This is a genomic window from Bacillus ndiopicus (genome assembly GCF_000612805.1).
Taxonomy (GTDB): Bacteria; Bacillota; Bacilli; order Bacillales_A; family Planococcaceae; genus Metasolibacillus; species Metasolibacillus ndiopicus.
In genome coordinates, this window is sequence record NZ_HG964405.1 from 9,963 (window position 1) to 35,019 (window position 25,057).

General features: G+C 38.3%; 26 protein-coding genes and 1 pseudogene. 19 read left to right on the forward strand and 8 right to left on the reverse strand.

From position 1 onward, the window contains the following. Positions 1-161: 161 nt before the first annotated feature. Both TY13_RS08445 and TY13_RS08450 read right to left on the reverse strand, forming a co-directional pair. Positions 162-1,088 carry a nuclease-related domain-containing protein gene (locus tag TY13_RS08445; RefSeq protein WP_042474347.1) on the reverse strand — a complete coding sequence of 309 codons (927 nt, stop codon included), beginning with the start codon at positions 1,086-1,088 and terminating at the stop codon, positions 162-164. Positions 1,089-1,258: 170 nt separating this feature from the next. Further along, positions 1,259-1,750 (reverse strand): tetratricopeptide repeat protein, encoded by a 492-nt coding sequence (locus TY13_RS08450; protein WP_042474351.1) that lies wholly within the window; start codon positions 1,748-1,750, stop codon positions 1,259-1,261. A gap of 135 nt (positions 1,751-1,885) precedes the next feature. Here TY13_RS08450 and TY13_RS08455 point away from each other — a divergent pair, with 135 nt between their 5' ends. The 5 genes from TY13_RS08455 to glpK all read left to right on the forward strand — a co-directional run bounded on the left by TY13_RS08455 (position 1,886) and on the right by glpK (position 7,556). Continuing rightward, entirely contained in the window at positions 1,886-2,641 is a 756-nt protein-coding gene (locus TY13_RS08455) for a MerR family transcriptional regulator (protein ID WP_042474364.1), read from the forward strand. A 152-nt stretch (positions 2,642-2,793) separates the two neighbouring features. Continuing rightward, positions 2,794-4,437: a glycerol-3-phosphate dehydrogenase/oxidase gene (locus tag TY13_RS08460; protein ID WP_042474367.1), complete on the forward strand. Its 1,644-nt coding sequence runs from the start codon at positions 2,794-2,796 to the stop codon at positions 4,435-4,437. 66 nt (positions 4,438-4,503) lie between these two features. Then, positions 4,504-5,061, forward strand: a complete 558-nt coding sequence (locus tag TY13_RS08465) for a glycerol-3-phosphate responsive antiterminator (RefSeq protein WP_042474369.1) — start codon at positions 4,504-4,506, stop codon at positions 5,059-5,061. 167 nt (positions 5,062-5,228) lie between these two features. Continuing rightward, positions 5,229-6,026, forward strand: a complete 798-nt coding sequence (locus TY13_RS08470) for an MIP/aquaporin family protein (protein WP_042474371.1) — start codon at positions 5,229-5,231, stop codon at positions 6,024-6,026. Positions 6,027-6,059: 33 nt separating this feature from the next. Then, positions 6,060-7,556 carry a glycerol kinase GlpK gene (glpK, locus tag TY13_RS08475; RefSeq protein WP_042474373.1) on the forward strand — a complete coding sequence of 499 codons (1,497 nt, stop codon included), beginning with the start codon at positions 6,060-6,062 and terminating at the stop codon, positions 7,554-7,556. A 64-nt stretch (positions 7,557-7,620) separates the two neighbouring features. Here the strand turns inward: glpK and TY13_RS08480 are convergent, their stop codons facing one another. Continuing rightward, positions 7,621-8,538, reverse strand: coding sequence for a 1,4-dihydroxy-2-naphthoate polyprenyltransferase (locus TY13_RS08480; protein WP_042474376.1), 918 nt, complete (start codon positions 8,536-8,538; stop codon positions 7,621-7,623). A 316-nt stretch (positions 8,539-8,854) separates the two neighbouring features. Between TY13_RS08480 and TY13_RS08485 the strand changes: the two genes are divergently transcribed. The 11 genes and pseudogenes from TY13_RS08485 to TY13_RS08530 all read left to right on the forward strand — a co-directional run bounded on the left by TY13_RS08485 (position 8,855) and on the right by TY13_RS08530 (position 20,332). After that, positions 8,855-10,237: an isochorismate synthase gene (locus TY13_RS08485; protein WP_042474379.1), complete on the forward strand. Its 1,383-nt coding sequence runs from the start codon at positions 8,855-8,857 to the stop codon at positions 10,235-10,237. Next, complete coding sequence (gene menD, locus TY13_RS08490; protein ID WP_042474382.1) at positions 10,230-11,948, forward strand: 2-succinyl-5-enolpyruvyl-6-hydroxy-3-cyclohexene-1-carboxylic-acid synthase; 1,719 nt, start codon at positions 10,230-10,232, stop codon at positions 11,946-11,948. The genes TY13_RS08485 and menD overlap by 8 nt, the downstream gene beginning before the upstream one ends. Next, positions 11,933-12,742, forward strand: coding sequence for a 2-succinyl-6-hydroxy-2,4-cyclohexadiene-1-carboxylate synthase (menH, locus tag TY13_RS08495; protein WP_042474384.1), 810 nt, complete (start codon positions 11,933-11,935; stop codon positions 12,740-12,742). The genes menD and menH overlap by 16 nt, the downstream gene beginning before the upstream one ends. A 12-nt stretch (positions 12,743-12,754) precedes the next feature. Beyond that, complete coding sequence (menB, locus tag TY13_RS08500) at positions 12,755-13,573, forward strand: 1,4-dihydroxy-2-naphthoyl-CoA synthase (protein WP_042474386.1); 819 nt, start codon at positions 12,755-12,757, stop codon at positions 13,571-13,573. Positions 13,574-14,500: 927 nt separating this feature from the next. Further along, positions 14,501-14,713, forward strand: a pseudogene (locus TY13_RS21290) (HAMP domain-containing protein); the annotation flags it as partial. 138 nt (positions 14,714-14,851) lie between these two features. Continuing rightward, a complete protein-coding gene (locus TY13_RS21295; RefSeq protein ID WP_407637722.1) occupies positions 14,852-15,670 on the forward strand; it encodes a methyl-accepting chemotaxis protein in 819 nt (272 codons plus the stop codon). Between the two features lie 113 nt (positions 15,671-15,783). Continuing rightward, positions 15,784-16,449, forward strand: a complete 666-nt coding sequence (locus tag TY13_RS08510; protein ID WP_042474389.1) for a response regulator transcription factor — start codon at positions 15,784-15,786, stop codon at positions 16,447-16,449. Next, positions 16,446-17,825, forward strand: a complete 1,380-nt coding sequence (locus TY13_RS08515; protein WP_042474390.1) for a sensor histidine kinase — start codon at positions 16,446-16,448, stop codon at positions 17,823-17,825. The genes TY13_RS08510 and TY13_RS08515 overlap by 4 nt, the downstream gene beginning before the upstream one ends. 73 nt (positions 17,826-17,898) lie before the next feature. Beyond that, positions 17,899-18,285 carry a hypothetical protein gene (locus TY13_RS08520; protein ID WP_042474391.1) on the forward strand — a complete coding sequence of 129 codons (387 nt, stop codon included), beginning with the start codon at positions 17,899-17,901 and terminating at the stop codon, positions 18,283-18,285. Positions 18,286-18,349: 64 nt separating this feature from the next. Next, complete coding sequence (locus TY13_RS08525) at positions 18,350-19,786, forward strand: o-succinylbenzoate--CoA ligase (RefSeq protein WP_042474392.1); 1,437 nt, start codon at positions 18,350-18,352, stop codon at positions 19,784-19,786. Positions 19,787-20,083: 297 nt separating this feature from the next. Continuing rightward, on the forward strand, positions 20,084-20,332 hold the full coding sequence (locus tag TY13_RS08530) for a hypothetical protein (protein WP_042474395.1): 249 nt from the start codon (positions 20,084-20,086) through the stop codon (positions 20,330-20,332). 227 nt (positions 20,333-20,559) lie between these two features. Here the strand turns inward: TY13_RS08530 and TY13_RS08535 are convergent, their stop codons facing one another. From TY13_RS08535 to TY13_RS20675, 3 genes are all read right to left on the reverse strand, one after another. Beyond that, the gene (locus TY13_RS08535; protein ID WP_042474397.1) at positions 20,560-21,528 is read right to left on the reverse strand and encodes a metal ABC transporter solute-binding protein, Zn/Mn family; all 969 of its coding nucleotides are present in this window, start codon (positions 21,526-21,528) and stop codon (positions 20,560-20,562) included. A 90-nt stretch (positions 21,529-21,618) separates the two neighbouring features. Next, positions 21,619-21,852 (reverse strand): membrane protein insertion efficiency factor YidD, encoded by a 234-nt coding sequence (yidD, locus tag TY13_RS08540; protein ID WP_042474403.1) that lies wholly within the window; start codon positions 21,850-21,852, stop codon positions 21,619-21,621. Next, positions 21,849-22,001, reverse strand: a complete 153-nt coding sequence (locus TY13_RS20675; RefSeq protein WP_154661571.1) for a hypothetical protein — start codon at positions 21,999-22,001, stop codon at positions 21,849-21,851. The genes yidD and TY13_RS20675 overlap by 4 nt, the downstream gene beginning before the upstream one ends. Positions 22,002-22,110: 109 nt before the next feature. Between TY13_RS20675 and TY13_RS08545 the strand changes: the two genes are divergently transcribed. The 3 genes from TY13_RS08545 (at position 22,111) to TY13_RS08555 (ending at position 23,723) form a co-directional block, all read left to right on the forward strand. Next, complete coding sequence (locus tag TY13_RS08545) at positions 22,111-22,422, forward strand: hypothetical protein (RefSeq protein WP_042474405.1); 312 nt, start codon at positions 22,111-22,113, stop codon at positions 22,420-22,422. Positions 22,423-22,486: 64 nt separating this feature from the next. Then, positions 22,487-22,960, forward strand: a complete 474-nt coding sequence (locus TY13_RS08550) for an NUDIX domain-containing protein (RefSeq protein WP_042474407.1) — start codon at positions 22,487-22,489, stop codon at positions 22,958-22,960. Beyond that, positions 22,938-23,723 carry an alpha/beta hydrolase family protein gene (locus TY13_RS08555; protein ID WP_042474409.1) on the forward strand — a complete coding sequence of 262 codons (786 nt, stop codon included), beginning with the start codon at positions 22,938-22,940 and terminating at the stop codon, positions 23,721-23,723. The genes TY13_RS08550 and TY13_RS08555 overlap by 23 nt, the downstream gene beginning before the upstream one ends. Here the strand turns inward: TY13_RS08555 and TY13_RS08560 are convergent. Further along, positions 23,718-24,806: a GerAB/ArcD/ProY family transporter gene (locus TY13_RS08560; RefSeq protein WP_042474412.1), complete on the reverse strand. Its 1,089-nt coding sequence runs from the start codon at positions 24,804-24,806 to the stop codon at positions 23,718-23,720. The two genes, TY13_RS08555 and TY13_RS08560, sit on opposite strands and share 6 nt — an antisense overlap. Positions 24,807-24,821: 15 nt before the next feature. After that, positions 24,822-25,052, reverse strand: coding sequence for a hypothetical protein (locus TY13_RS08565; protein ID WP_042474415.1), 231 nt, complete (start codon positions 25,050-25,052; stop codon positions 24,822-24,824). Between the last annotated feature and the right edge of the window lie 5 nt (positions 25,053-25,057).

Here is a 25,057-nt window from a genome sequence, read left to right on the forward strand (position 1 = left end):
GTCATCCAAAAAGCAGTGCATGTCATAAGACGTGTCCTGCTTTTTTCTGTTGTCTCCACAAAGATTGAACTAGTAAAATTTACGGGCGAATACAGGTCGTTTACGATCGAATTCCACTCTAAATCGGGCGTTATTTGGTGTTTTACGGGCGAATTGGCCTGTTAATGGGGCGAATCATGACTTTTGTCGGGGTACATAGTAAGAATTTGTTCAGGAATTTCATAATAAGTGGCCCTTCCCTGCTTTACTACAGGCAAAAAAGCTAGCAAACGCTTTGCTACATACCTTGACGCTATATCACATAGCTTGCAAAACTGTTGATTTGTTATTTTTGTATCCACTAATAGACGGTAATCATGCAGTGCCTGGAAATATGCAAATTTATCTTGAAAGTGGCAGTATGAGCAAATAAATCTCCCATGTACAAAAGCCATTTTAGAAGCACATTTTGAACAAAACACACCATTTTTTAATTGAGCTAATGTGAAAAAAAACCTCTTTACTGGCGGAGACCGCAACTCTATATGTTGTTCATAAAAAACATCTAAATCAAGTAGAGGCCTGCTATACTGTTTTAAACTATTTTCAATAAAGCTATAAATATAATCTGCATGGAAAATTGGGATATGGGGACTTCGACTACCAATAATTGCGCGGCGATTTGCGATGACAACCGCACCGACTATAGGAACATGTGGGAAAAGAGAGGAAAGAAAACGCGTATGACGTCCTAGCTGCTCAACAGGGTTTGGAAAACGTTCCACCACACCATCAGACCGCGTGCGTAGAAGCTGTGACGTCTCAACATCAAAATTCAATTGCCCCGTCATATTTTTCACTTCTAAACAAATAATTAAAGACGAAAAAATAACGATAAAATCAATCTCTTGCATGTGCAATGCAGAATCGATTATACAAAAGTTGCGCAATATTCGATGTGGCATAGTAAGCTCCTGCAAAAAATAAAAAACCTCGTCCTCACCTGCGATACCAGCAGTAGTTAATGAATATTGCTCAACAAAATAATGATAATCAGGATACTGTTCATCCACTCTTCTTACAATTGCTTCAAGCTGTCTATATTTCAATTATTTTCACCCCCTATCTATTTAATAATATTTGAGAAAATGATTAGATGGAAATGTTTTTCTGAGAAAAATTGAAATAGCTATTTTGTCGCAAAAATGTAGAACGAAGCAATCCTTCAATCAAACAAGCACAATAATGGAACTTTAAATTTTATAGGTCCGATGGCATTCTACAACCACGTCTCATCCAGCTTATCTGCATAAAATTGAATAGCTCTTTTATATTGTTGCACATTTATATCTGAAGAGCTGTTTACGATACAATTTAACAGTAGCTCCATAGCTTTTTGATGATCGTTTAAATTATATAAAGTCATGGCATAGAATACTTGCAGGGCTTGATTATTAGGGAATAGTATGACCGCTTTGTTTAGAACTTCCTTTGATTTTTCATACTTGCCAAGTGTTCTAAATGTGCTGCCAAGTCCTAGAAGGGCGTTTGCCATGTCCTCGTCATTTAGGTCACCTTGAATAGCTTTTTCGTAGTAAGGAACTGCTTTTGTTTCTTCCCCTAGACTATCGAAGCTCCATGCACATTGGTAGTTTACATAAGCATTGTTTGGATTTTGTTCGGCTAGTTGTAGTAAAATTTTATTGCATTCTATCAATTTATTTTCTTTTCTAAGTTGAAGTGCGTAATTTAATTGCTCTGTTATGTTCATATGTTGTATAACCCCCTGTTATAAACTATTTTAAAGAATTTGTGGTGAAATAAACAGATAAGAAAAATTTTTTATATAAAGTGTTGACCTTGACGTTACGTCAACATTTATAGTAAGCGTAGAGGTGATGGACAGATGAAAATTAATGAACTTGCTAAAATATCGGGTGTGAGTACACGTACGTTGCGCTATTATGACGAAATAGGGTTGCTGTCTCCTGCGATGAAAAATGATGCCGGCTATCGAATTTATTCGCAAAGGGAAATTGATTTATTACAGCAAATTCTATTTTACCGAGCACTTGATTTGAAATTAGAGCAAATTAAGGACATCATTCATGCACCGAATTTTAATGTGATGAACGCATTGAAGAGCCATCGTCAGCACTTGTTAGAAAAAAGTGCAATGATTCAGCAGCTGCTTCAAACGGTCGATCACACGATTCACACATTACAGGAGGGAACAATTATGTCAAACGAAGAAAAATTTAAAGGCTTTAAAGAGCAATTGATTCAAGAAAATGAAGAAAAGTATGGTGAGGAAATTCGTACACGCTATGGTGATGAAACGGTTGACGCATCAAATGCCAAGCTAAGAGGTATGACAGAACAGCAATTTGAAGAGATGGGGCAGCTAGAGCAAAATTTATTTGCGCGTTTACGTGAGGCGATGGCTGATGGTAGTCCAGCCTCAGAAATAGGCAATGAAGTAGCTGAGCTGCATAAACGTTGGCTGATGTTTTCTTGGAAGGATTACTCGAAGGAAGCACATGCTGGATTAGCGGCAATGTATGTCGCTGATGAGCGTTTTACAGCTTATTATGATGAGCGTGTTGCAACAGGGGCTGCACAATTTTTACATGATTGTATTGTGGCTTATGCAACGAAATAATATTTTAACTTGCCTTTTCTAAATATACGTATTAGAATAATGGTAAGTTAATAATTGGTATGAGCGATTGAGAGACCATTAAGGACATATATGCGATAAGTGTATATGCTTTTAATAGTCTCTTTTTTCGTTGCATAGGGGAGGAAAACACTATGAGTTCAGCTTCATCATTACAACGTCAGCAAACAATTGAGGAGTTACAAAGTAAGGAATACGATTTATTAGTGATTGGTGGCGGCATTACAGGCTGTGGTATCGCATTAGATGCAAGCGCTCGTGGATTATCTGTTGCCTTAGTAGAAATGCAGGATTTTGCAGCAGGAACTTCAAGTCGTTCAACAAAATTGGTGCATGGTGGACTACGTTATTTAAAGCAGTTTGAAATAAAGGAAGTAGCGGAGTTAGGAAAAGAGCGAGCGATTGTTTATGAAAATGGTCCACATGTAACAACGCCAATTTGGATGCTATTACCGTTTCATAAAGGCGGTACATTCGGTAAATTTTCAACGAATGTAGGTCTACGTGTCTATGATTTCTTAGCTGGTGTAAAGCGTTCTGAACGTCGTTCTATGTTAAATGCAATACAAACACGAGGTAAAGAGCCTTTAGTAAAAACATCGGGTTTACTTGGTGGTGGTGTCTATGTAGAATATCGCACGGATGATGCGCGATTAACAATCGAGGTAGCAAAGGCTGCAATCACGAAAGGGGCAACTTTGCTGAATTATGCAAAAGCAGAGCAATTTGTGTACGATGAAAATAAAAAAATTAATGGCATTATTGCCTATGATTTAGTTGGTGACACTAACTTTACAATCCAAGCAAAATCAGTTATTAATGCGGCTGGCCCGTGGGTTGATGAGGTACGTAAAATCGAAGGAGAGCAGCAAGGAAAGCATTTAATTTTATCAAAGGGTGTTCATATCGTCTTTGATGAATCCAAATTTCCACTTCGTCAGGCTGTTTATTTCGATACGCCAGATGGACGTATGGTCTTTGCAATCCCACGTGATGGTAAAACTTATATAGGCACTACGGATACATTTTATAAAGGTGATGCGCGTGATATGGATATTGAGCAGGCAGACCGTGATTATTTGATGGATGCCATTCACTATATGTTCCCGAAAGTGCAAGTAACAGATGCGGATATTGAATCGAGCTGGGCTGGTGTGCGTCCATTAATTCATGAGGATGGCAAAAATCCGTCAGAGATTTCTCGTAAGGATGAGGTATGGACTTCCGCTTCAGGGCTTGTTACTATTGCAGGTGGGAAATTAACAGGCTATCGTAAAATGGCGGAAACGGTGCTTGATATGGTAATGAAGGATTTGGCACCAAAATTAAATAAGCATATTGCGCCATGTAGTACAAAAAATATTGTGATTTCCGGTGGCGATATCGGTGGTTCACGTAATTTAAAGGCATTTATTTATAAACAAACGAAAAAAGGTATCGAGTTTGGATTAACGGAGCAGCAGGCTGCATATATTGCACAGCAGTATGGTAGTAATGCAGACACGGTGTTAGCTTATATGAAAAATAATAATACAGCTCTTCCGGCGTGGCTTTATGCGCAGCTTTGTTATAGTATCGAGCATGAAATGGTAACACACCCAAATGACTTTATGATTCGTCGTACAGGGTATATGTTCTTTAATATTGCACTTGTTAAACAGTATAAAGTAGAAATCTTAAACGAAATGGCAAAGCAGCTCGGCTGGACAGCAGAGCTGCGCGCACAATATGAAGAACAGCTACAGAAAGAAATTACAAGAGCAACGACAGCTAAATAATCGATAGGAAAGCCGCCTTTAATAAGGAAAATCAAGTGCGGCTTCCTTTCTAGATGGGGGAATGGCATGCATTTTAACAGGCAAAAAATTATTCCTGCGGCACGAACTGTGAAGCAGTTTGATGAAATTTTGAATAGCTCTTTTGAGTATATTGTGCTATTAGAGGTACATATTAGCTTGTTGCTTTCCTTGAAGCGAGAGGCTGATCGCTATGGTAAAAAATTAATTATACATGCAGATTTGATTCACGGTTTGAAAACAGATAATTTTGCTGCTGATTTTTTATGTAATGATATTCGACCAGCAGGCATTATTTCAACGCGCTCCAATGTGTTAATTAAGGCAAAATCACGCGGTATTATTGCAATTCAACGTGTCTTTTTAATTGATACGATTGCCCTAGAAAAAAGCTATACGATGATTGAAACAGCGCAGCCTGATTATATCGAGTTACTACCAGGTATTATTCCATCAATGATTGCTGAAATTTATGAGCGTACGCAAACACCTGTTATTACAGGGGGATTAATTCGTTCTACAGAGCATATAGAACAAGCGATTTCAGCTGGTGCGATTGCCATTACAACATCCGATAAAAAATTATGGGAAAATTTCAAAAAATAGGTTGACTATTGTTCATTTTTTATCTAGAATGAATACAAGTTCATAAAAGCGTGGTTAGGAAAAGGAACCCACATTTATTCAACTGCAAAAAAGTTTTGCAGGCTGTTTAAATGTGGGTCTTTTTTGTGTCTTCGCTTAATACACATTATTTAAAAGGGGGATGTAAGATGTCTACATTTACAGCCGAGCTTATCGGTACAATGATTCTTATTTTGTTTGGTGGTGGTGTTGTTGCAGGCGTATCATTGTACAAATCAAAAGGTCACGGTGGCGGATGGGTTGTTATTACATTCGCATGGGGCTTAGCAGTAGCAATGGCTGCTTATTCAGTAGGAGGAATTAGTGGTGCGCATTTAAATCCAGCATTGACGATTGCGCTAGCAACAATTGGCAACTTCCCGTGGGGGGATGTACCCATCTATATCGTTGCCCAAATTATTGGTGCATTTGTAGGTGCAATATTAGTATATTTCATGTATTTACCACATTGGAAAGGGACGGAGGATCCAAATGCTAAGCTTGCTGTATTCTCGACGATGCCAGCAATTAAGCATCCTTTATCAAATTTGATTTCTGAAATGATTGGTACTTTTATTCTCGTCTTAGGAATTTTAGCATTAGGAACGAATACAATTACGGATGGCTTAAATCCATTTTTGGTAGGGATGTTAATCGTTGTGATTGGTATGGCACTTGGGGGACCGACTGGTTATGCAATTAATCCAGCACGTGATTTAGGTCCGCGTATTGCCCACTTTTTCTTACCGATTCCAGGCAAGCGTGATTCGGGCTGGTCATATGCATGGGTTCCAGTAATCGGGCCAATTATTGGAGGCTCTTTCGGCGCATTATTTTTCCAGCAAATTTTTGAAGGCAAAAATAGTGCCGCATTTTGGATTTTAGCAGTTGTTGTGGCAGCCATCTTTGTTGGAGCGCAAGTCACAGTAAAAAATGCTCATGATTAATGTATAATTAATTTTAAATCGGAGGTAATTTTAATGACAGAGAAAAAATATATTTTAGCTTTAGACCAAGGGACAACAAGCTCACGTGCGATTTTATTTGATGAAAATGGCAGCATCGTGCATACAGCACAACAAGAGTTTCAGCAATATTTCCCACAGGCAGGTTGGGTAGAGCATCATGCAGAGGAAATTTGGTCTTCCATCTTATCTTGTATTGCAGCAGTATTATCTGAAAAAAGTATTGATTCACAGCAAATCGCAGGAATTGGTATCACAAACCAGCGTGAAACGACGGTTGTTTGGAACAAAAATACAGGAAAACCAGTTTATAATGCGATTGTATGGCAATCACGCCAAACGAATGCTATTTGTGAGGAACTAAGAGAAAACGGTTACAATGATTTATTCCGCGATAAAACAGGTTTATTAATTGATGCGTACTTCTCAGGTACAAAAGTGAAATGGATTTTAGACAATGTAGAAGGCGCACGTAAGCAGGCAGAGGCAGGCGATTTACTATTCGGTACAATCGATACGTGGTTAATTTGGAAATTATCTGGTGGTAAAGTGCATGTGACAGACTATTCAAATGCTTCACGTACATTAATGTACAATATTTACGATTTAAAATGGGATGAGGAATTACTAGAAATTTTAAATGTGCCAGCAGTGATGCTACCAGAAGTTCGACCTTCTTCAGAAGTATACGGTTATACAGAGGAATCATTATTCTTTGGAGCTTCCGTACCAATAGCAGGTGCTGCTGGGGATCAGCAAGCGGCATTGTTTGGGCAGGCATGCTTTGAGGAAGGTATGGTAAAAAATACGTATGGCACAGGCTGCTTCATGTTAATGAATACTGGTGAAAAAGCAGTAAAATCGAATAATGGATTATTAACGACACTCGCTTGGGGCTTAGACGGTAAAGTAACATATGCTTTAGAAGGTAGTATTTTCGTAGCAGGTTCTGCAATTCAATGGCTGCGTGATGGTTTACGTATGTTCCGTTCGGCAACTGAGTCAGAGCAATACGCTGAGCGTGTAGAATCAACAGAGGGTGTTTATGTTGTACCTGCATTCGTAGGTCTAGGAACGCCTTATTGGGACTCAGATGTGCGCGGAGCAGTATTTGGCTTAACACGTGGTACATCGAAGGAGCATTTTGTGCGTGCAACACTTGAATCATTAGCATATCAAACAAAAGATGTACTAAGCGCAATGGAGGTGGATGCCAATATTCCATTAGCGAAACTTCGTGTTGACGGTGGTGCAGTAGCGAACAATTTCTTAATGCAGTTCCAAGCGGATTTATTAAATGTACCAGTAGATCGTCCTGTTATTAATGAAACAACGGCTTTAGGAGCAGCTTATTTAGCGGGGCTTGCGGTAGGCTACTGGCAATCAACTGAGGATATAAGTAAGTATTGGAATTTAGACCGTCAATTCACGCCTGATATGGATGAGGGGCATCGTGAAAATATTTATAGCGGCTGGAAAAAAGCTGTAGCAGCAGCGCAAGCATTTAAATAAGAAAAGTGTTGGGAAAACCAGGTATAAGCCTGTTTTCCCAACACTTTTTTAAAATGTCAATCTATCATAGAAAAAGCGCAATTAATAAACCGAGGCCTAATAAAAAGCCAAAAATAGTGTTTGTTTGTGCTGTATATTTCATTGCAGGCATAACATCTTTCGGGGCTTTGAAGGCTCTAAAAGTCGCAATGGCCTTTAATGGCTTAGGTAAACTTAAGACAACAAGCAATGCCCATGCCGAAATATCATCAATCACAACAAGTCCAATAATCCATAAATAAGAAACCATGAAAAATAGCGATAAAATTGTAATAGCACGTTCACGTCCGACTAAAATTGCTAACGTTTTACGTCCGCCCTCCGTATCGCCAACGATGTCACGAATATTGTTAGCAAGCATAATTCCACCTACTAAAATCATGCTTGGAACGGATAATAGCACCGCTTCAAATGTCACAGTTCCAGTTTGAATAAAGAAAGCAATTAATACGATGCCCATACCCATTACTGCGCCTGAGACAAGCTCACCAAAAGGCGAATATGCGATAGGGAAAGGTCCACCTGTATATAAAAAGCCGATTAGCATACAAATAAGCCCTATAGCAGCAAGCCACCAAGACGATACTGCACAAATATAAATGCCTAGTAATAACGCAATGCCATAAAAACCTAGCGCAATCAGCATAATTGTTTTTGGCGCAACACCGTGACGAACAATTGTGCCACCGATGCCGACGGAGTGTTCGTTATCAAGCCCTCTTTTATAATCATAATATTCATTAAACATATTTGTTGCCGCCTGAATTAACATGCTGGCAATAAGCATGGCGAAAAATAATAAAAAATTAATGTCATGCTTTGAAATAGCGGCAGCAATTGCAGTCCCTAAAAACACAGGAACGAACGAAGCTGTTAATGTATGTGGACGCGTTAAATGCCACCATACTTGAAAGCCCCGATCCGCCTCAATTACCTTTGTCAATTTACTTCTCTCCCTCAAAATCAATTTCGCTTTGGCCATCTCTCTCTTAATTTTTGCCAAAAGCTTATCTTCATTCAATATGAATAAAGAAAAAAGTATCGAATCTATTTTAAACGAATATTAGAAAAATGGGTAGTGTATAAGCTTATCCTATAATTTAATAGATGTAATTGACTTGCTGAAAGTTGGTTGAAGTTTATTCATATTACAACGGACAAAAAAGTGATATGATAGTATAGATAGTCAGATTACGCACGAATAGGCGGCTGACAAATAATAAAGCTACGTTTACATTGCAACAACGGAGGGAATTTTCATGCAACAAAAGTGGTACAATGCCACTGAGGTAGAAGTGGGCACTTTGAACGCTGGGACAATCTTCTATATGGAAACAATTGAGGTAAGCCGTTTATCGGCGCTTGCCTTTTTTGCTGCGGGAGAAGAGTCTTATAAAGGGCAGCGCTATTTTTGGCAGAATCGAGAAAAAACATTAACACTAGTTGGTTTAGGACATGCGCATGTTATTGCAAATAATTTATCGAATATGCGCTTTGATAAGGTTGAAGAACAGTGGAAGCAATTAACGAAAAATATTGTAACGGAAGAGGAATTACAGCCAATTTTATTTGGAGGCTTTACATTTGACCCAGAAAACAAAATAGCGGGTGAATGGATTGACTTTCCAGAGAGTTATTTTACAGTTGCAACATTCCAACTAATGATTCGTAATGATAAAGCGTATGTTAGCGTTCATTTAATAACGGATGGAGAAAATGCGGCACTGCAATTTGAGGAGCTGCGTAAGCAACGCGATCATTTAATTCATGCGGCGCAAGTGAAAGAAGTCAAAACATACGGGAAGCCACAAATTACTTCGTATAGCGAGCCTTATAAAGATGCTTATTTACAATCAATAGACATAGTGACAGCAAAAATCAAAGCACAAGAGGCTGATAAAGTAGTTATTGCGCGCTCGTTAGCGTTGCAATTTGAGGAGGCTGTGTCATCGCCGCAAATTTTGTCACATGTTGTCAATGAACAGCCTGAAAGTTATTTATTCGGTGTAGAACATGCAAACATGCTATTTTTCGGTGCATCACCAGAGCGTTTAGTAAAGGTTGAAAATGGACGAGCCTATTCATCCTGTGTCGCAGGTTCGATCAAGCGCGGTGCAACAGCCGAGGAAGATCAAGCATTAGGAAATAGCTTGTTACAAGATAATAAAAATCGTGGTGAGCATCATTATGTCGTTGAAATGATTACAGAAACCTTTGAGAAAAACTGTACAGCTGTAAAAGTACCAAAGCAACCGAAGCTCTTAAAAATTCGTGATATTCAACATTTATATACGCCTGTTGAAGGGCAGCTTGTAGAAGGCGCAACAATTTTACAGTTAGTGAAGGACTTACACCCAACACCGGCTCTTGGTGGCGTACCACGCAATGATTCAATGAAAATTATTCGTGAGTCGGAGCCGATGAATAGAGGGCTTTACGCCGCTCCCATTGGCTGGCTAGATGCGGATGGCAACGGTGAGTTTGCTGTGGCAATTCGTTCAGCCGCATTGCTTGGAAATGCAGCTTATTTATATGCAGGTGGCGGTATTGTAGCAGATTCTGAAGCGCAGTCAGAGTATGAGGAAACATTAGTAAAATTCAGACCGATGTTGCGCGCACTAGGAGGAGCAGTTCATGAGTGAACGTGAAATATTAACAAATTATGTGTATCGCATTGTCGCTTCTTTATTGCAGCATGGGGTAGAGGAAGTAGTTGTTAGCCCAGGCTCACGCTCAACGCCTCTTGCCTATGCTTTTGCATCAACAAAAAGCATAAAGATGCACCGTCAAATTGATGAGCGCGCCGCAGCTTTTTATGCATTAGGTATCGCTAAAGCGGAAGGAAAGCCAGTTGTTTTATTATGTACATCTGGTACTGCCGCAGCTAATTACTTTCCAGCAATAATTGAAGCTAAATATGCCCGTGTACCATTAATTGTGTTGACAGCGGATCGGCCACACGAATTGCGAGAGGTTGGGGCTCCCCAAACAATTGACCAAATTCGTTTATATGGCGAGCATGTGAAGTATTCGATGGAGTTTCCAATCCCAGATGCCGCACCTCAAACTTTGCCTTTTATTGAACATCATGTGGGGCGTGCAGTAGCAATAGCTTCATCAGCACCGTTTGGACCTGTGCATATTAACATACCATTCCGAGAGCCTTTATTGATTGATTTTAAGAGCTTACCTGAGTTAACTTTTAAAGCGAGCTTTATGCAGGAAGGTACGCCATCATTAGAAGCGTGTAATTTTTTAGCGCAAACGATTAACACGACAAAAAAAGGCGTTATCATCATTGGTGAATTGCCATTAGGAGTAGATTTAATTCCACTTTGGTCTTTTGTTAGGAAATGCAAATGGCCTGTATTAATTGAAGGTTTAGCAAATATGCGCGGTGGAGTACCAGAAGATTGTCTGCCATATGTTATTTCAACATATGATGCAATATTGAAAAACGAGCATTTTAAAGGGGCGGTAGCAGCTCAAACTGTTATACGAATTGGTGCACAGCCTGTTTCGAAGTTTTTAATGCTGTTTTTAACGCAAACGATGCCTACAAATTATATCGTTATTGATGAGGATGCACTGTTCCGTGATTCTACAAATATATCGACGCATTTCATTCAAGGCAAGCCAGGTGAGTGGTTGGAGCACCTGACATTACAATCAGAGGCTGATGATTATTTAGCACAGTGGCAACAGGCTGAGCTTATTGCAAGAAAGCATATTGCAGCATATATAGAGCATACACAGGATGAGGGAGCATTTGTCCAAAAGATGCTTGAGCTTATCCCTGATGGTAGTGATGTTTTCGTTAGTAGCAGCATGCCAATACGTGATATTGACACATTTTTCTTAGCGACAACGAAGGATATTCGTATTTTTGCGAATCGTGGAACGAACGGTATTGATGGTGTTACGTCAACAGCGCTTGGCTTTAGTACAGTGCACAAACGTCCAACGTATTTAATTATTGGAGATTTAGCCTTTTTACATGATGCCAATGCCTTTGTTGCTTCACGCTATCAAGCAAATGATTTAACTATTGTGGTCATGAATAATGATGGCGGAGGCATTTTCTCATATTTACCGCAGGCGAATATTGAGGAGCACTATGAAGATTTATTTGGTACACCAACAGCTTTAACATTTGGGCAGCTTGCAGCAATGTATGATGTTCAGTATGATTGTTTGGAAAATCTAGCGGCATTTGAAGCGGCTTTACAAGCAAATAAGGCGCAGCCAATTCGTTTGTTAGAAGTAATGACAGATCGCGCTGTAAATGTTGAGTCACACCGGGCATTATGGCAGCGTATTGGTGAGGAGCTGAACGCATGGCTACAGAAATAGACGGTATAAAGGTGCATGTGCGTAGCTGGAATGATGCTGCATCACCAACGATTGTTTGCTTACATGGTTTTACAGGTAGTTCAAATACTTGGCTACAGCTTGCAAATAATATTGCAGCACGTGTAATTGCTATTGATTTAATTGGACATGGCAAAACTTCGGCACCAGAGGATGTGGGGCAGTATACGATGGATGCACAGGTGGAGCTTTTAGAAAACCTATTTGAACACCTTAGCTTACATTCAATCATTTTGCTTGGCTATTCGCTTGGGGGGCGTGTTGCCCTTTCGTATGCTGTACGCTACCCAAATAGAATTCAACAGCTCATTTTAGAAAGTGCATCGCCAGGGTTAGAAAATGTAGAAGATCGACTAGCTCGACAGGAGGCAGACAATTCACTTGCTACTGAAATCGAGCAAAATGGCCTTATTGCTTTTATTGATAAATGGCAGGACATACCGCTATTCGCATCACAAAGGCAATTACCGCAAGAAGTGCAGAAGGCAGTACGTGAAGAGCGTTTACAGCAGCGGGAGATAGGTCTTGCTAATAGTTTGCGTGGCATGGGTACAGGTGTGATGCCACAGCTATGGGACAGATTAAATGAGCTAAAAATGCCCGTTACATTAATAACAGGGCAGCTTGATACAAAGTTTGTTGCAATCGCCGAGCAAATGGAGAAGCATATTACAAAAGTAAAGCATCAAACAATTCTAGGTGCTGGGCATGCAATACATGTGGAAAATCTCGTAGAGTTTGCTACAATAGTAAAGGAAACATTCCAAGAAATTTAGGGGGTAACTTTCATGACACGTCAATGGACTTCATTACATACGTATGAAGATATTAAGTACGAGTTTTATAACGGGATTGCGAAAATTACAATCAACCGTCCAGAAGTACGAAATGCATTCCGACCAAAAACGGTAATGGAATTAATCGATGCATTTACGCGTGCGCGCGATGATAAACATATCGGCGTTATTATTTTAACTGGTGAAGGTGAGCATGCATTCTGCTCAGGTGGGGACCAAAAAGTACGTGGACATGGCGGCTATGTAGGCGATGATGAAATTCCACGTTTAAACGTTCTTGATTTACAACGTTTAATTCGTGTAATTCCAAAGCCAGTTGTAGCGATGGTAGCGGGCTATGCAATTGGTGGAGGCCACGTTTTACATGTTGTTTGTGACTTAACAATTGCAGCAGATAACGCTCGCTTCGGTCAAACAGGACCAAAAGTAGGGTCATTTGACGCTGGCTATGGTTCAGGCTACTTAGCACGTATTATCGGTCATAAAAAAGCGCGTGAAATTTGGTATTTATGCCGTCAATATGACGCACAGCAAGCATTAGATATGGGCTTAGTTAATACAGTTGTACCATATGCAGAGCTTGAAGATGAAACAGTACAATGGTGTGAGGAAATGCTTGAAATGTCGCCGACAGCATTGCGTTTCTTAAAAGCGGCAATGAACGCTGATACAGATGGTTTAGCAGGTCTTCAACAAATGGCTGGTGACGCTACATTACTGTATTATACAACGGATGAAGCGAAAGAAGGACGCGATGCATTTAAAGAAAAACGCAAACCTGATTTCGGTCAATTCCCAAGATTCCCTTGATATGAATCTAAAATTAAAATGAAACATGTGCAGTCCAATTTCAATATTGGATTGCTTTTTTTATGCAAAAAAATATCGAAATAAGCATTTAATGAAACTTTAGACCTAGTTTATTTTTAAATTTATACTTTTAATGACAGAGAATACTACTAAGCGCCATTGAAAAGTTATATTATAAATTATATAATATGTTTACTAAATTTAGTCATTAGATTATATAAATAGCAATTTATGTATATTATTACCTTATATGTATTTTGTTTAGATTTTGTATATATACATTTAATAATATGTATCATGCAATTTAATCGCGAGATATCTAAAATTTAAGGAAGGTGATTTTTTCAAAAAAATTTAAAATATTAATGCACAAAAAGAGTCTTAATGCAGAATAGAAGGGGGAAAATAACTATGAAATTTAAAACATTACGCGCAAAAATCTTGTTCGGATTTATTGTGGTTTTAGTCATTATTTTAGCGCAAAGCGTATACACAACTTACTCGAATATAAAAATAGATAAGAAAATCGAGTATATTGTAAAAACAGAGTTAGAATTATCAATCTATGACCAACATTTAGCTAACTCCATGTCCTCCCGTATTGCTGCTGCCCGTGGCTATATATTATCAGGCGATAAGATGTATAAGGATCGTTTTGATACATATACAAACACATCTTTGGAAACTGAAGCAAAAGTACGTGAAATTACGCAGTCGGATAGATTAGAAGAGCTATCTGCTCGAGCAAAGAACTGGCGAGAAGATATAGAAGAAAATGTTTTTGCTGTTTATGAAAGAGGTAATAAGGAATTAGCAATTAGTAACTTAATGGGCCAATCTGCTTCAGAGGCGCGCGACATTCAAGTAGGATTTGAAGAATTGGCATCAGGTCGTGAGGATTCTATTCGCAATGAAGGGGACATCCTTATGAATAATATTCGTGCATTAACGATAACGAATATTGTGATTGTTGTCGTTGTTATTATTTTGTCACTAATAGTTGGAACTTATATTGCTGTATCTGTTTCTAGACCAGTAAAACAGATTTCAGAGCGCATAAGCAGCATTGCTGATGGAGATTTAACAGCAGAAGCACTAGAGGTAACGTCAAAGGATGAAATAGGTACATTGACGCTAGCAGCTAATACTTTAACTGAAAAATTAAGCGGTATGATGCAACAAATCCAAAACGTTTCAAATGAAGTAGTATCGCATAGTGAGGAGCTACTGCAATCAGCCGTTGAAGTAAAAGAAGGTACGGAGCAAGTTGCGCTGACGATGAATGAAATTGCAGAAGGAACAGAGGCACAAGCAAGTAATGCAAGTGACTTAGCTAGCCATATGGATGATTTTGTTGCGAACGCAAGAGAAGCCAATAAAAGTGGTGAGGATGCCCAGCAGCATTCAAGCAATGTTTTAAATTTAACATCTACTGGGCGAACTTTAATGGAAGCCTCTACAAAGCAAATGACGAAAATTGATGATATCGTGCATGAAGCAGTTGTAAATGTAGAAGGTTTAAATAATAAAACACAAGCAATTTCACAATTAGTGCTTGTTATTAATGATATTGCTAACCAAACGAATCTTTTAGCACTAAACGCAGCAATTGAAGCAGCGCGCGCTGGGGAACAAGGAAAAGGATTTGCAGTAGTAGCAGATGAAGTACGAAAATTAGCAGAACAAGTATCTATTTCCGTTATAGATATTTCAAAAATCGTAGAGGAAATTGTGCAGGAAACAGATACGGTGACCAATTCATTAAAATCTAGCTATGGTGAAGTGCAAAACGGCACAGAGCAAATTGCAGAAACTAGTCGAACATTTAATGAAATCGAGGAGGCGATTTCCTCTATGGCTGGAAATATTTCAACGGTGTCGCAAAACTTAGCACAAATTGTTGAAAATTCAGCTAATATTAATAAGTCAGTAGACGAAATTGCAGCAGTGGCGGAGGAATCCGCGGCTGGTGTAGAACAAACATCTGCAACGATGCAACAAACAACTGCAACAATGGAAGAAGTGGCAAAGAGTTCAAATGAGCTGTCAAAAATGGCAGAAGAACTGAATAAGCATATCCAGCAATTTAAACTTTAATGTTAAAGAGGCTATCAAGCAAAGCGCTTGATAGCCTCTTTATATATTTATGCAAATCATCGCTCGCAATTTTATATAGTGCATGGCATAATGCACAATAGGGTGATAAAACAATGCGAAAAATTTTAGTTGTAGATGATGATCAGCATATTTTGCAATTAGTAAAGCTCCATTTACAATCTTGGCATTACGATATTATATGCGCTTCAAATGGCATCGAAGCATTGCAGCAAATGACAGAAGATGTTGATTTAGCAGTTGTCGATGTGATGATGCCGAGGATGGATGGCTTACAATTAACTGAAAAATTAAAAGAGGAATGGGAAATACCCGTCTTGTTATTGACTGCTAAAGGGCAATTGGAGGATAAGAGAGAGGGCTTTGCTATTGGGGCAGATGATTATGTAGTAAAGCCTTTTGAGCCAGATGAATTACTATTTCGTATCCAAGCAATTTTAAGACGTTATGATAAACCAACAGAAGCAGCGATTGAAGTGGGTGATTTACTTATTGATCGTCGCACATTGCAAGTTATCAAAGGTCAAACGAAGCTCTTATTACCACTGAAGGAATTTGAGTTGTTAGCAATTCTTGCGAGTAGAGCACAAATTTTTCAGCGAGAATATTTAATGGAGCAAGTATGGGGACTTGATTATGTAAGTGATGATACGCTAAACACGCATATTAAACGTTTAAGAGAAAAGCTTGTGCGCCTCAATAGCACTGTACAAATTACAACAATTCGTGGTGTTGGCTACCAGCTTGAGGTAGTACAATGAAGTTTTATTCTACTTTATATTTTAAGTATATTGTGGTTACATTGGCGATTATGTTTTTCAGCGGTATATTAGCGTTGCTTGCAACAAATGCCTATTATCATCGCGTCATTAAAGAGCAAAACGATGCGAAAAACATAGCAATAGTTCAAGATATGACACAATATATTATGGAAAATGAACCGCTAAATTTAGAAGCTTATTTGCAAACATTGGCGAATGTTGGTTATCAATTATATGTTGTAAATGCACAAGGACAAGATGCATTTTATGGCAGTGATTTTCGTTTAAAAGAGCTTGATGATAGCGTGAAGAAAGCTGTTATTGAAGGGCAAATCTATCATGGAATGCGCGATTATCCACGCCAGCTTTTTATTACTGGCTTTTTCGCCAATGATTTAACGAATTCAGTAGGCGTACCTTTTACGTATAAAGGGGAAAAATATGCGTTATTTGCACGACCAGATATACGTTTATTATTTAATGAAATGCATGTTGTACTTGGCAATATGATGCTCATCTCATTAATTATTAGTTTAATTGCCATTTTGCTTGCTGCTTGGTATTTAGTGAAGCCAATTCGTGCTTTAACAGTAGCGACGAAGCAAGTAGCGAGGGAAAATTATGATGTAGAAATAGAAATTGCACGCACAGATGAGCTTGGATTATTAGCAAAAAGCTTTAATAAAATGACACAGGATTTAAAGCAACAGGATGAAACACGCAAAAGCTTTATTCGCAATGTGTCTCATGATTTTCAAACACCATTACAAAATATTAATGGCTATGCCAATTTATTAAAAGGTAAAGAGCTGACCAATGAAAATCGATTACATTATGCAGGTATTATTGAAGCTGAAACAAGCCGTCTGTCAAACTTAACAAAGCAGCTACTATTATTAAATTCATTGGATCAGCTTGCCTATAAAAAGAGTGAAAAAGCCATCAATATTACGGAACAAATCGAACGAGCTATTACGAAAAGCCAATGGATGATTGAGCAAAAGGAGCTTGCGGTATGGCTTCAATTAGATGAAGTAATATTTGAGGGTGATGAAACATTGCTCGAAAATGTTTGGGAAAACCTCATTTCAAACGCTATAAAATATAATCGTAAGGGCGGAGAAATCACAATTAAGGCACTAAATGAACAGTCAGCAATTACAATAGAAATTTCTGATACAGGTATTGGTATTGGACAAGAGCACTTACCGCATATTTTCCAACGTTTTTATCGAGTGGATGAGGCACGGCAAACGAAAGGAACAGGCTTAGGGTTAGCGATTGTTCAAGAGGTTGTTCATTTTTACAATGGTCAAATTGAAATAAATAGTAAAGAAAATAAAGGAACAACCATACTAATTAAATTACCAAAATAGCATAACAGTTCAGCTTGAGTTCAGAAAGCATCGATATAATACTTCCATATGAAACGATATGGAGGTATTTTTTATGGAAAAAACATGGAGTAAACGATTAATTCGTCTAGCAGCAATTTTTGGTTTAATAGGTGCAGTATTAGGTTCTGATATGGCCGGGTCAGGCAACTATCAGTTTAGAGCAATTCATGCGCATATGCTTGTCGTTGGCTGGTTATCAGTTTTTGCTTGGGGATTATTTTATAAAGTTTATCGTGTTCGTGTAAAAAAGCTAGTATCCTTACATGGCTGGATGACGATAATTGGCTCAGTGGGATTAACAATTGGTATGTTATTTTACAATATCAATCCATTTCATTTTAATGAAGTGTTTACGTTAATTACATTTATTGCTGGTGGAACAGCATTGTTAATAAGCTTTGCCTTATTTATTGCGATAACGTTTTTGTTAGAGGACTAAGTAACGTGTGTACCGGGTACCTACACAATATGCTACAATAATTCAATGAAGGAGGCGTATCAAAATGCAGCCAAATTGGATAAAACAGCGTGCCTATTTAACACCAAATCGTATTGGACTTCGCTTCGGAGAGCAGAGTTGGACTTTTCAGCAATTGCATGAGGAAGCATTATATAAAGCTAGCCAGTTGTCAGCGTTTGTTAAGCGAGGGGAGCGAGTGGCGATTTTAGCTCCTTCTACGCCAGAGCTTATTAAAGTGATTTATGGGTGTATGCATTTGCAGTTAGAAATGGTGCTTTTAAACGGACGCTTATCAGCGGAGGAGCTTACCTATCAAATTGAGGATGCGCAAGTCGCTGTTGTATTAGTAGCGGTAAGTGAAGTGCATAAATTACCGCAAAATATAGAGGCAATTACATTTGAGCAACTAATTGAGGCTGAAGCGATTGAAGTAGATATTGCGTCAGAGTGGCATGATGAGCAAACAATTTCGATTATGTATACATCTGGCACGACAGGCTTTCCGAAAGGAGTACGCCAAACCGTGCAAAATCACAGCATGAGTGCGATTAGCTCGGCATTAAATTTAGGCATTACAGAGCAGGATGTTTGGCTTTGTACAGTACCTATTTTTCATATTAGTGGCTTTTCTATTTTAATGCGCTCGTTACTTTATGGGGCAACGGTTTGCTTGTATGAAAAGTTTGATGAACAGGCTTGTGTGCAGGAGATTGCAGCGGGAAATGTAACGAATATATCGCTTGTATCGGTCATGCTTGAACGTGTTTTAAGCGAGATGGAACGCTTGCAATTGCAGGCACACCCTCATTTTAAAACGGTGCTTGCAGGTGGTGGCTCAATTCCGGTTGATTATTTACAGCGAGCAGCTAAAGTGCAGCTACCTGTTGTGCAAACATATGGAATGACTGAAACATCGTCACAAACGGCAACACTGACAAGTGCAGATGCACTGCATAAGCTTGGCTCAGCAGGTAAGCCGCTATTTTTTAATGAAATTCGCATTGCTGGCACAGATGAACCATTTGTTGAAGGGGAAATTTGCATTCGCGGTCCACATGTTACTCCAGGCTATATCGGTCGCTTTACAGAGCGGTCAAGCACAGAAAATGGCTGGCTATTAACAGGAGATATCGGCTATTTAGATGATGAAGGCTATTTATATGTTGTCGATCGTCGTGCGGATTTAATTATTTCTGGTGGTGAAAATGTTTACCCAGCAGAAATTGAGAACGCTCTGCTAGCACATCCGAATGTATTAGAAGCAGGTGTTTGTGGTATCGCAGATGAAAAATGGGGACAAGTACCAATTGCCTTTGTCGTATTAAAGCAAGCTGTCACGGAGAAGGAGCTAATTGCCTTTTGCCAGCAAAAGCTCGCAAGCTATAAGCTACCAAAGCGATTTTATTTCGTTAATAGCTTACCACGTAATGGCTCTAATAAGCTGTTGAGAAGGAAACTTATCGAATTAATATCAGAATAATGATAGAAAGCTGCTCGAAAATCTCACTTTCCGAGCAGTTATTCATATTTACCATTCTTAACTTTTGCGAAAAGCTTTAAAATGGATAAGCAATTTAAATTACCTAATGTATAATTAGTATTACAAGCTTTTTATATTTATATTGCATTTAGCTATCACTTAGGTTAGCGATATGTAAAGAAAGTATAAAAGAAGCAATTAGTATATGATGCATAGAGTAGAGGTCTGTGGGAATTGTCTACCATTATAATATGCTTTTAATGTGAGTTCACAGCAATTAAAAGGAGCTACAACAAAATGTCAGAGAAAAGATACACTGCATTTTTTAAAGGTGATAGTAGATATGAAAATGCACCAATATTTAAATACAAGAAGCAAAGTCAAGCATTCGAGTATGAAGATATATCTTATCCAGCATTACAAGTCTTAAATGATTCGCACCGGTTATTATTCAAGATTAAAGGTGACGATTATAATACTATGGACAAAGCAAAGTTTGTAAGTTTAATGGGAATCGATATGGAAGGCTTCGAAATAGACGAGTAAGCAATACAAATATTAATGGCTACTAGAAGAGCAGCGCATTTGCTGTTTTTTCTAATAGCCATTTTCATGTGTGAACGCTTCTCTTTATCCCGTATTAACAGGCTGTAATACCCGCTACTTCAAAATATATAGTGAAATGAAGATGTTTAAGAGGGGATCAACAGCCTGTCAAAACCCGATTGGTGAAGTGGGGGATGAGAAAAACCCCCACTGATTGAAGATTCACTTTATTGCAATGCCTTCGCAAGCTGCTCGAGATTGCGTTGCATTAATGTGAAATAGTTTTCGTTATTTTTAATGTCTTCCTTTGTTAAAACGCTTAAATTATGCAATGTTAATGCCTCTGCGCCAACTTCTTTCTGAATAACTGACGTTAAATTTGAGGAAACATTTTGTTCAAAGAATAGGTATTGGATGTTTTCCTGCTTAGCTAAATCTACAATTGCTGCTAATTGCTTTTGTGAAGGCTCGCTTTGAGAATTTAGGCCTGCAATAGGAATTTGCTTAAAGCCATAATGCCCTGCGATATAACCGAATGCCGCATGCGATAAGAAAAATGTTTTCTTTGTTGTTTTTGCTGCCATTGCTTCAAAATCAGCATGAAGTGCATCAAGCTCTGCGGCTAGCTGTTCGTAATTTTTTGTGAAAAGTTCCTGCTGCTCTGGCAACATAGCAACGAGTTCATTTTTAATTGATAACGCCAACTCCTTTGACAGGATAGGTGATAACCAAACATGCGTATCATGGTCTTGATGTCCATGCTCCTCATGATCTTCATGTTCTTCATGCTCCTCATCATGTTCACCCTCAGCATGCACGTGACCTGTAGAAATATGGAACTGATCCTCTGTTATTTTATCTGCTGTAGCGACCAACTTCACATGCTCATTCGCTAAAGTTTTTTTACTATTCTCAACAAAACCCTCTAAGCCTTGTCCAACATAAAAGAATAAGTCAGCGTCTGCCAGTGCCATCATATCTTTTTGTGTAGGCTCAAACGAATGTTCATTTGCCCCAGCTGGATAAATAGATTCTACTTTTACATAATCACCACCGATGCGTTCAGTGAAATATTGAAGTGGATAAACGGTTGTATAAACAGATAAAGTATCATCGGATGCTTGCTGATTTTCGCTGCTGCATGCTGTTAGTAATGCGATGATTGCAAATAAAAAGAAATAAGTGTATTTTTTCATATTAACTCTCCTAAATAGTAATTGTTACGATTTACGTTTTTTATCATAACTTAATTAAGAGAAAAAAACAATAAAAAAAGCCTTCGAAATTTAATTTTTTTTCGAAGGCCATTTTTCGGGTACTGGATCAAAGCCACCAGGATGGAGAGGGTGGCATTTTAATATGCGCATTGTTGTTAAAATAATACCTTTAATTGCCCCGTGCTTTTGAAACGCTTCAAGACCGTAACTTGAACAGGTTGGATGAAAGCGACAAGTAGGCGGCGTCATAGGTGAAATATACTGACGGTAAAATTTAATTAACCAAATAAAGGGATATTTCATTTTTTAGGCGGCTCATTTTCATGTTTTGTTGGCATTGGGTCAATGGTTTGCTTTGCCGAAAAATTATTTTGGCGCGCAACCCAAACAATCGCAATTGCAAACATTGTCATAATGGAAATTACTACTATAAAAACTAGTGCAAGATTCATATTATTCACCTCGTATTCATTATAAGCAAATTCCATTCACTTAGCTATACCTGTGAATATGAATTACTGCTTCGGGTAATGATAAGAAAAAATTGAAGGGAGAATTTGTGTGAATAAAAGTAAAATGTATGTGTCGGTAACAGATTTAACATGCAGCCATATACCAAATTTATCGTCTAATGAATTTAAAGTGGAACTAGAGCCTGCTGTTGCACGTATTTTTACAAAGCTTTTTCAACAATTAAATGGGCTTGAAGGGCACAATTTATTTCGGGCGCATTTACCTTATATACCTTATCATTATGATGAGTTGAATCACGATATTGATGCACGATTGAAAAAGATTTATGCACTATTGCATGAATTTGGTGACAATCATACGAAGGAGTTTATTGAGCAACTGCCTTATTTTAAATCATAGAAGCTTTCATATTGAAGGTTGCCAACTCCTTCGTTACACTAATAAAGATAAGGAGTTGGCATATATGTTTACGTTTATAGATGAAAATGGTTATAAAGTTGTTTTACGATTTGATGAAGGTCCTTTTGAGGTGGAGCCCCGTCATGTTTTGGCACTCGTTTCGCATAAAGGAAAATGGCTTTGCGCGGTGCATAAGGAGCGAGGAGTAGAGTTTCCAGGAGGGAAGCAAGAAGAGGGAGAAACATTGCTACAAGCCGCTACTCGCGAAGTATACGAGGAAACGCAGGTACATGTAAAAGATGTCGAGTGGTTTGCCTATTATGTAGTACATACAGAAACACCATTTTGCAAGGCCGTATTTACGGCAAAGGTAGAGGAAATTGAAACGTTTGTAGGTGAATATGAAACGACAGGACGACTATGGTTAACGACGGATGAATTACTTCAGCATCCGAATTTAAGCTTTTATATGCGCGATGCTGGCATGAAAAAGATGTTACAGGAAGTGAAGCAGGATGAAGAAAAATGGAACGATTGAGGAAATAAGACGCTACCCTTCACCGAATGAAGGAGTGCGTTTAGATGAAATTATTTATTGGTCAAATGGTTTGCGCGTAAAAGGCTTGTTGGCAAGACCAAAGCAAGAGGGCAAATATGAGGCGTTACTCTATTTACGTGGAGGCCTGCAATTTATCGGGATGGTACGCCCAGCACGTGTAGCACAATTTGCTGCACAAGGCTTTGTTGTTTTTGCTCCCTATTACCGTGGAAATCGAGGGGGCGAGGGAAGGGATGAATTTGCAGGTGATGATCGCTATGATGCAGTATACGCTATCGATGTGCTGAAACTTTTTAACGATACAGAAAAGGTGCATATATTCGGCTTCTCGCGCGGTGGCTTAATGGCATTGTGGACAGCCATATTGCGCGATGATATTGCATCGCTTGTAACATGGGCAGGGGTGTCCGATGCGACGGATACTTATTGGCAAAGGGTCGATATGCGTCGAGGCTTAAAGCGCATTATTGGGGGTACGCCTAATAAAGTGCCAGAACGTTATAATAAGCGCACACCTTTATATGAAATTACAAAATTACAAGCACCTGTTTTAATTATTCACGGTACAGAAGATAAGCATGTGCTGCCGACGCATGCATATAAGCTAGAACAACATTTACGAGATAACAACCAAACGGTAGAAACTTGGTATTCAGAAGGGCTAAAGCATCATTATCCACCACAGCTCAATCGCCAAACAGTACAACAGCTTTGTGAGTGGATGAGGCAGCAGTTGTTATAAGCGTCTTATTTTAGCGATGAGCAACAAAAAAATAGGTAATATCACTGAGAACGTAGCTGAATAAGGTATCCATACGCCTGTATTGTAAATACTTGAATGTGTTATATTTGGATGAATAATTTGAGAAACCCCAATTAATAGGAAGCTAAGCGGAAGTATAAGGGGTTTTTCATTTTTAATATGAAAAATTTGCTGTAATCCAACGAGTGCTGTATAAAAATAAACAAATGTACGAATATAGATTGTAATAATCCACATAAATGTTATGATGACTTCAATTCTTTGAAAAAAATTACCTATAGAAATTCGCTGTGCTAATACGTAAGTTGGATAATTTTGTGACGCAGTATTAATTACCCCAAGTGCTAGTATGCATAAGGCAATTAGTAAAATTAATACAAAGCCTCCTAGCAATATGCCAAGATAAAAGCCCTTTTGTGCAGATTTGTTTTTATTAATTGTATGAGGAAAAATCATCAATAGCATAATGGATGGGAATGAGAAAATACTCATAAAATAGAGCACACTAGCGATGAATTTTCTTGGTGCGGTATCTAGTATAGGTAATATATTTTCAAATTTGATGTCTGGTGTAATAAAAATAATAAAAAATATAAACAAAAACATAAACATAGGAAAAAATAATTCCGCTGAACGAGCAAAAGTTTCTAACCCTAAATAACTGCCCATAATAATAATAAGTGCAAATAACAGCACAAAGGCGGTATTGGGAGTTTCGGGCATAATTTCTATTTGCATAAAACTACCGATAAAATACAGCAATTCACTTGAATTCATAAAAGCAAAAATTATAAATAAAATTGCAATGAACTTGCCAAGCCACTTACCGAATACTTTTTCAATTATTTCAATAAAGGTACGTTTGGGAAAAGTATTGGCAAGCGTGATATATAGCATCAAAAGTAAAATACTTAATAGTACACCAACCGTTGCAGCAATCCAAGAATCCTGTTTTGAGAGCTCTGCTAAATAGGATGGGATAATTAAAATTGATGTCCCTATTGAATATAAAAATGTAACAATTGTAAATTGGCGTGTGCTAATGATTTGTTTATTGCTCATTATGCATAATGCTCCTTACGTCTGAAGCAATGCTTTGAGTGCATCGCTAATTGGTTGAAAAATAAATGTCACTAAATCTAATGGGCTAGGTATTTGAATATCAAAGCTAAGAGCAGCGGCAATGACTGTACCTAATATTAGTATAATAAAAAATAGCCATTTAGTTGCTGGCTCCTTATTATCACGTAATGCAGTCCATTGGGAGCCAATAATAACAATAACAATAACAGCAACGAACATAACCATTTTTA